General features: G+C 31.3%; 9 protein-coding genes. 8 read left to right on the top strand and 1 reads right to left on the bottom strand.

Going from position 1 to position 8,210, the window contains the following annotated elements:
- Window positions 1-98: 98 nt before the first annotated feature.
- From Q0998_RS14870 to Q0998_RS14835, 8 genes are all read left to right on the top strand, one after another.
- Complete coding sequence (locus Q0998_RS14870) at window positions 99-536, top strand: MarR family transcriptional regulator (protein WP_299671148.1); 438 nt, start codon at window positions 99-101, stop codon at window positions 534-536.
- 103 nt (window positions 537-639) lie between these two features.
- Window positions 640-1,509 carry a pirin family protein gene (locus tag Q0998_RS14865; protein WP_299671141.1) on the top strand — a complete coding sequence of 290 codons (870 nt, stop codon included), beginning with the start codon at window positions 640-642 and terminating at the stop codon, window positions 1,507-1,509.
- 93 nt (window positions 1,510-1,602) lie between these two features.
- The gene (locus Q0998_RS14860; RefSeq protein ID WP_299671139.1) at window positions 1,603-2,310 is read left to right on the top strand and encodes a pirin family protein; all 708 of its coding nucleotides are present in this window, start codon (window positions 1,603-1,605) and stop codon (window positions 2,308-2,310) included.
- Between the two features lie 376 nt (window positions 2,311-2,686).
- Window positions 2,687-4,087 carry an arginine decarboxylase gene (locus tag Q0998_RS14855; protein WP_299671136.1) on the top strand — a complete coding sequence of 467 codons (1,401 nt, stop codon included), beginning with the start codon at window positions 2,687-2,689 and terminating at the stop codon, window positions 4,085-4,087.
- Window positions 4,074-5,015 (top strand): agmatinase, encoded by a 942-nt coding sequence (gene speB / locus Q0998_RS14850; RefSeq protein ID WP_299671134.1) that lies wholly within the window; start codon window positions 4,074-4,076, stop codon window positions 5,013-5,015. The genes Q0998_RS14855 and speB overlap by 14 nt, the downstream gene beginning before the upstream one ends.
- Window positions 4,999-5,979: a deoxyhypusine synthase family protein gene (locus Q0998_RS14845; protein ID WP_299671131.1), complete on the top strand. Its 981-nt coding sequence runs from the start codon at window positions 4,999-5,001 to the stop codon at window positions 5,977-5,979. Before speB ends, Q0998_RS14845 begins: the two co-directional genes overlap by 17 nt.
- 2 nt (window positions 5,980-5,981) lie before the next feature.
- Window positions 5,982-6,239, top strand: coding sequence for a hypothetical protein (locus Q0998_RS14840; RefSeq protein ID WP_299671129.1), 258 nt, complete (start codon window positions 5,982-5,984; stop codon window positions 6,237-6,239).
- An 11-nt stretch (window positions 6,240-6,250) separates the two neighbouring features.
- Window positions 6,251-6,511: a hypothetical protein gene (locus Q0998_RS14835; RefSeq protein WP_299671126.1), complete on the top strand. Its 261-nt coding sequence runs from the start codon at window positions 6,251-6,253 to the stop codon at window positions 6,509-6,511.
- 122 nt (window positions 6,512-6,633) lie between these two features.
- Here Q0998_RS14835 and Q0998_RS14830 read toward each other — a convergent pair whose 3' ends face one another.
- Complete coding sequence (locus Q0998_RS14830; protein WP_299671124.1) at window positions 6,634-8,022, bottom strand: NAD-dependent succinate-semialdehyde dehydrogenase; 1,389 nt, start codon at window positions 8,020-8,022, stop codon at window positions 6,634-6,636.
- Window positions 8,023-8,210 lie beyond the last annotated feature (188 nt).

The raw sequence follows: 8,210 nt of genomic DNA, 5'->3' as shown, positions 1-8,210 counted from the left end.
CTGAATACTGAATACTGAATACTGAATACTGAATACTGAATACTGAATACTGAATACTGAATACTGAATACTGAATATTGAATACTGAATACTACAATATGGGAGACATTTCTAAAGACATTAATTCTAAATTTACAAGTACAAAATTGAAAGCATTAATTAATATTAAGTATACTTCCAATTGGTTGAATAGTAAGGAGAATGACTTCTTTAAACCCTATAGCATTTCCCCGCAACAATACAATATATTAAGAATTTTACGCGGAGCAAAAGAAAGCGTAAAAGTGCAAGTTGTAAAAGACAGAATGATTGAAAGAGCACCAAATGCAACCCGCTTAATGGACAAACTTTGCGACAAACATTTGATAGAAAGAGAGCGTTGTGAAAATGACAGAAGAGTCGTGTATGTGAAAATTTCTAAAGCTGGTTTAGATTTGTTATCAACCATAGATGATAATAAAAACCTTTCTTTTTTAGATAATTTAACAGAGGAAGAAGCAACTGTATTAAGTAATTTGTTAGATAAAATTAGATAAAAAAATTTGTTAAAGTATTCTCCCTGGGAAATAAATTGGTATTTTTTTCCTGCAAGGTTTCTTTTTTAACCTTGTAGGTATTAAATCAAAAAATCAATAAATAATGAAAAAACTAAAATCAATTCAACATAAAGTAGCCAGTCCCTTTGTAAATATGGGGCCTATAAAATTGCGTCAACCCTTGCCAACGCAAGCAATAGAAAATGTAGATCCGTTTGTATTACTACATCATTATGGACCGTATGCCATTTCAGAATTTAACAATCCGTTTGATTTAGGGCCACATCCTCACAGAGGTTTCGAACCGATAACCTTGCTTTTTAAAGGAGAACAATTGCATAGAGATTCTTTAGGAAATGAGATGGTTGTAAAAGCAGGGGGAGTACAATGGACAACTGCTGGACGTGGAATTATTCACGCAGAAGCACCAACCAAAGCCTTTGTAAAAAAAGGAGGAGAATTAGAAGGAATTCAGTTGTGGTTAAATCTTCCTGCAAAAGATAAAATGATGACCCCTAATTATCAACATTTAGAAGATGCACAAATTCCGAAGATTATTTCTAAAGATAAAAAAGTGCAATTAAATATAATTGCAGGGAAACAGTTCCCGGAATCAGGATTGATAAAAACGCAAACCGAAGTAAATGTTTTTACAGCAATTGCTGATGAAAATGGACAGCTAGAAATAGAAATTCCAGCAAATCATCAATCTTTAATTTATCTATTAGAAGGTGAAGTTTTGGTAAACAATTCTGAAGTTTTACAGAAAGGAAAAAACCAAATGATTACATTCCATCAAGATGGAAGTACCATTCATTTCGAAGCAAAAGCAAAAAGCACACTATTAATTTTATCAGGAGCGCCTATCAATGAAAAAGTAACGCAATATGGACCTTATGTAATGAATACGCAAACTGAAATTTTAGAAGCTATGCGCGATTTTCAACAAGGTAAAATGGGATATTTATATTAGAATATGCTTCCTAAAGCCCGCTGTCATTTCTGCGATGGTAGGAATTTAATAATCATCAACAAGGGAGCATGCTCCCTTGCTAAATTAAAAATTATGAAAAAAACAATTCACAGAGCGAATACAAGAGGAGCAGCAAATCATGGTTGGTTAAAATCGTACCATACTTTTAGTTTTGCGAGTTATCAAAATCCAGAAAGAATGAATTTTGGAATGTTACGTGTTTTAAATGATGATCTTGTACAACCAAAAATGGGTTTTGGGACACATCCTCACAAGAATATGGAAATTATTTCGATTCCACTTTCTGGAGCGTTGTCTCACAAAGATAGTCTAAATAATAAACGCTCTATCGAAGTAGGAGAGGTGCAAGTAATGAGTGCTGGAACAGGTGTGTCGCACTCAGAATTTAACGATAGTAGTACAGATGCTGTTAATTTTTTACAACTTTGGATCATCCCTGAAATAGAAAATGGAACTCCGTATTACAATCAAAAAATGTTTGAGGCGGTTGGAAGGAAAAATCGATTCCAAACATTAGTTTCACCCAGAAGAAATCAAGTTGAGGGTTCTTTACCAATCAATCAGCAAGCCTTTATTTCTATGATAGATTTAGAGGAAGGCTTTACAGCTGAATATATGTTGAAAAACGCTGCTTATTTCTTTCTAATTGAAGGAAAAGTCGCAATCGATGATGTCACTCTAGAAAGAAGAGATGCTGTGGGAATTACAGCAGCTAATAAAGCTTCTATCACAGCAAATTCGTCAAGTAAACTCTTGGTAATTGATGTTCCTTACATTTAAAAAATAGCAAATCAAGTGCTTTGATTTTTTATAGGCAAAAAAATATTCAAAATACTCAAGATTTTAATCAATCTTGAGTATTTCTATTTTAAAAAAAAATATTACTTTTGGTTTAGTTATAATAAGTCAAATGTTTGGTTTCACTTATTCTGGGAACAATTTTTTATGGAATAAAAAAGATTGTAAAGCATTTAAGAAATGCAACAGAAAAATTACGCTATTTTCCAGCTTATTGCTATTAAGTACATTACAAAACCTCAGACTTCGAGGTGTTTTTTTAGAATTTCGCGTTTAGTATTTATTTCAATTTAGGTTATTTAAAACCTTGCTATAAGATGGCAAACAGGTTTTTGTTTATAATTTTTATTGATATAAAATGAATACAAAATACAAAGATTTAATAGAACAAACGTTTGATTTTCCGCAGGAGGAATTTCATACTAACAATGGGAATTTATTTTTTCATAACATTGACTTGACAGCATTAATTGAGCAGTATGGAACACCACTAAAATTTACCTATTTACCTAAAATTACAGAAAATATAAATCGAGCCAAAAGTTGGTTTCAAAAAGCTATTAATGAACAGGGTTATCAAGGAAAATATCACTTTGCATACTGTACAAAAAGTTCACACTTTAAATTTATTTTAGAAGAAGCGTTACAGAATAACATTCATATAGAAACTTCATCTGCTTTTGATATTGATATTGTAAAATCAATAAAGGAAGAAGGGAAATTAAGTGACAAAGCATATATCTTATGCAATGGATTTAAGCGTGATCAATACATTACCAATATTGCAAATTTAATTGATGGAGGACATGAAAATTGCATTCCTATAATTGATAATTACGAAGAGCTCAACCTTATTTTAGAAGAAACAAAAAGCAGGTTTAAAATAGGAATTCGTATTGCTTCAGAAGAAGAACCAAAGTTTGAATTCTACACCTCTCGTCTAGGAATTGGATATAAAAATATCGTTTCATTTTATGAAAGAGAAATCGCAGAAAACCCGCAAGTAGATTTAAAAATGCTTCATTTTTTTATCAATACAGGTATTAGAGATAATGCCTATTATTGGAATGAACTGCTAAAATGCATTAGCCTTTATATCAAATTAAAAAAAGTGTGTCCAACACTAAATAGTTTAAATATTGGAGGAGGTTTTCCAATTAAAAATTCGTTGGCTTTTGAGTACGATTATCAATATTTGATTGATGAAATTATCAATCAAATAAAAACTTCATGCGATGAAGCTGAAGTAGATATGCCAGATATTTTTACTGAATTTGGAAACTTTACCGTGGGTGAAGCTGGTGGTGCTATTTATGAGGTTTTGTATCAAAAAAAGCAAAATGATAGAGAACGCTGGAATATGATTGACTCTTCTTTTATTACCACATTACCAGATTCATGGGCAATTAACAGACGTTTTATCATGCTTCCTATAAATAAATGGAATCGACAGTATGAACGTGTTTTATTAGGTGGTTTAACTTGTGATAGTGATGATTATTACAACTCAGAACAACACATAAATGCCATTTATTTACCTATTTATGAAAAAGATAAACCTTTATATATAGGTTTTTTTAACACAGGTGCATATCAAGAAACTATCGGAGGTTTTGGTGGTTTACAGCATTGCTTAATACCACATCCAAAACACATATTAATTAGTAAAAATAAAAAAGGAAAATTCACAACCAAGTTATTTAAAGCGCAACAAAAAAGCGAAGAATTACTCTCAATTTTAGGATATGAAAAAAAATAGAACATACGCAGGAATCCCTGAAAATTATGCACAATTAGAAACTGCAAAAATAGTTTTATTAAGAGTGCCTTACGATGAAACAAGTACATGGCAAAAAGGTTCAGACAGAGGTCCTGAAGCATTTTTAAAAGCATCAGAAAATATGGAATTGTATGATATTGAAACCAATAGTGAAGTATACAAACAAGGAATCCATTTAACGAACTATATAGCTGAAAATTCCTCACCTGAAAAAATGGTAGAAGCAGTTCATTTCGAAGTGAAAAAATACATTAACAAAAATAAATTTGTCACTATTTTTGGAGGAGAACATTCCATTTCTATTGGAACCATTAGAGCATTTAATGAATGTTTTAACAATTTAACGGTGCTCCATATAGATGCACACGCAGATTTAAGAAAAGAGTACGAAGGTTCTAAATACAATCATGCTTGTGCTGTTTACGAAGCTAATGAAACTACTAATTTGGTGCAAGTTGGTATCAGAAGTATGGATATCTCTGAAAAAAGAGTAATGAATGCAGATAAAGTCTTTTTTGCGCACGATATGGCAGAAAATGAATATTGGATGGACGACGTTATAGACCAACTTACGGGCAATATTTTTATCACTTTTGATTTAGATGCCTTAGATCCTTCAATTATGCCAAGTACAGGCACACCAGAACCAGGGGGGTTATTTTACTATGAAACTTTAACCTTTTTAAAGAAGGTTTTTACCGAACGCAATGTAGTAGGTTTTGATATGGTTGAGCTTTGCCCAAATCCACAAGAAAAATCATCTGACTTTTTAGCGGCAAAATTATATTATAAAATGTTAAGTTATAAATTTTCTTCAGATATAGAAGAAGATGAAGACTATAGTGTTGAGAAGAATTCTCATTTTGATAAACTTTCTAAATTTAAAGACAATGATCAATACGAATAGACAACCCATATCTGAATTCATAGAAAAGTATTTTTTACATTTCAATGCCGCTTCATTAGTAGACGCTGCAAAGAGTTATGAGACCCAGTTAGAACAAGGTTCTAAAATACTAGTATCATTAGCTGGTGCTATGAGTACAGCAGAAATAGGGAAAATTTTCGCAGAAATGATTCGTCAAGACAAAGTACATAGTATTTCTTGTACAGGTGCAAATCTTGAGGAAGATATTATGAATCTAGTGGCACATTCTCATTACAAACGTGTACCTAATTATAGAGATTTAACACCACAAGACGAATGGGATTTATTATTAAAAGGTTTAAATAGAGTTACAGATACTTGCATTCCAGAAGATGAAGCGTTTAGACGTTTGCAAAAACACATTTTTAAAATTTGGAAAGACGCTGAAGATTATCAAGAGCGGTTTTTTCCACACGAATATATGTATCAGCTTTTATTGTCAGGAGTTTTAGAAGAATATTATGAGATAGATTTAAAAGATTCTTGGATGTATGCAGCAGCTCAAAAAAACTTACCTATGGTTGTGCCAGGTTGGGAAGATTCTACCATGGGAAACATTTTTGCATCTTATGTACTTAAAGGCGATTTAAAGGCGTCAACGATGAAGTCTGGTATAGAATATATGACTTTTTTAGCAGATTGGTATACAGATAATTCAAATAATGGAATTGGATTCTTCCAAATTGGTGGGGGAATTGCTGGAGATTTCCCCATATGTGTAGTACCAATGTTGTATCAAGATATGGAAAGAGAGGATACTCCTTTTTGGAGTTATTTTTGTCAAATTTCAGACGCTACCACAAGTTATGGTTCGTACTCAGGAGCTGTACCCAATGAAAAAATTACTTGGGGAAAATTAGCTATAGATACGCCTAAATTTATTATAGAAAGTGATGCTACTATTGTTGCCCCACTAATCTTTGCTTACCTGTTAAAAATGTAATTATGAAAAGAGTTATAGTCGATTATTCAAAGATAACCAAAGATATTTTAGATTTATTAATAGAAAAATATCCTGAAGGATATGAATATGAGGATATCATTAAGTTTCAAAATTCTAAATCAGAAACCATTAATGCAGTTGAGGTTAAAACTGATGACACTATTTATTTGGTGAAGATTAGTATCAAACTAGAACAAACAATGGAAGATTATTCAGATGATGAAATAACTTTTGACCCAAGCAATTTTGATGATTTTTAAATATTAAAAATATGAATAACTATAATGCTAAAGAATTTATTACTATCAACGGTAGTTATGTTGGTTACATTCAAGGTGGATATGTATTTCATTTAGAAAATGATGATATTATTGATTTTGACCAGATCAATCCTAAAATTTTAAAAAATTTCAATTTAAAGTCAGTAGAATTTAAAAATAGAGCTTTTGAAATTACTTATTCAGAAATTCTTGATGACTTAGACGAAGGAGATTTTGTTATTTTTAAATTGCAAAATCTTAAGTTATTATAAATTGAACTTATAAAATTATACATATATTTAAGATATTATGTAGACACTAAGTCTTAAATATAGCGCAAAAAAAACCTGTTTAGTTATTTACTAAACAGGTTTTAATTTCAAATTTCTATTCTTTATGAATTACTTAGAATAACAGATTTTATATTTACAAATTCCTTGATTCCGAAACCACCATGTTCTCTTCCAAAACCTGAATCTTTTACACCTCCAAAAGGCATCGCAGGATCTGAAGTTCCAAAAGAATTGATAAATACCATGCCGGTATCAAAATATTCTTGTGCTAATTTTGTAGCTTTTTCTTCATCTTTAGAAAAAATCCCACCACCTAAACCAAATTTACTATCATTCGCAATTCGCATCGCATCATCTGCATCTTTTGCTTTAATTAATGATGCAACGGGTCCAAAAAGTTCATCATCATACGCAGGCTGTCCTGATTTAATATTTGCTAGAATGGTGACTGGATAATAGAAGCCATTTCCTTTAGGTATTTTTCCACCGCATAAAATCTTTGCTCCTTTTTTTACACTTTCTTCAACTTGTTCATGTAAAGTTTCTCTTAAATCTTCTCTTGCCATTGGGCCCATATCATACGCATCATCCATAGGATCTCCAACTTTAACAGCTTTCATTGCTTTTACAAAAGCTGTTTTAAACTCTTCATATACGGCATCTACAACCACAAATCTTTTTGCAGCAATACAGGTTTCTCCATTATTATAAATTCTACCTTTTACACATTTTTCAACAGCATCTTCTATATCAGCATCTTCTAAAACAATATAGGCATCGTTACTACCCAATTCTAGTACAACTTTTTTTAATGCTGAAGTGGCTTTTTCTCCTACCTTTCTTCCTGCGCTTGAGCTTCCTGTTAAAGTAACGCCTCTTATTAATTTATTTTCGATGACTTTATCAGATTGTTCATGTTCAATGATTAGAACTTTAAACAAGTGTTCTGGCAAACCAGCTTCCATGAAAATTTTTTCTAAAAGTTTTCCTGTACCTGTCACATTTTCAGCATGTTTTAATAAAACAGCATTTCCTGCCATTAAATTTACAATCGCATATCTAATTACTTGGTAAGACGGATAGTTCCAAGGTTGGATTCCATAAACAATTCCAATAGGAGAATAGGTAATAATTCCCTTTCCGCCTTTTGATAATTTTCTTTTTTCATCTTTTAAGCCCTTTTTTCCTGTTTTTGCGGTGTATTTGCAAATTCCAGCACATAAATCTACTTCGTCATTACTCTGAGACAACAATTTGCCCATTTCTTGAGTCATTAATTTCGACAACTCTTCTTTATATTCAGATAACTTTTTCCCTATAGATTTTATAACTTTTGCACGTTCTTTTAACGATTGATGTTTCCAATCTAAAAATGCTTCTTGACAATTGTCTATCGCAACATTCATTGCTGCATTTGTCATAAAATGATACGTTGCTATCTTTTCATTCGTAGCCGGATTAATTGTAGTTATATTTTTTTCTTTGGTCATTTATTCTGTATTTTTATAAGACATATATATATAAGTCAAAGGTATTTTAATAACGAATGCTTCATTACTCCTATCAAAATATTCTTTGACTTGTTTAAGAAAAAGCGCTAACTATTTATAAATTGTTTAGATTCTTAGAAAGCATATTTATTTTTTAAATAAAATAGACATATCTTGCCATATGTTAT

Origin of the sequence: uncultured Polaribacter sp. (genome assembly GCF_947501385.1) — a bacterium.
Lineage (GTDB): Bacteria > Bacteroidota > Bacteroidia > Flavobacteriales > Flavobacteriaceae > Polaribacter.
This window is presented reverse-complemented; position numbering and strand designations above follow the sequence as displayed.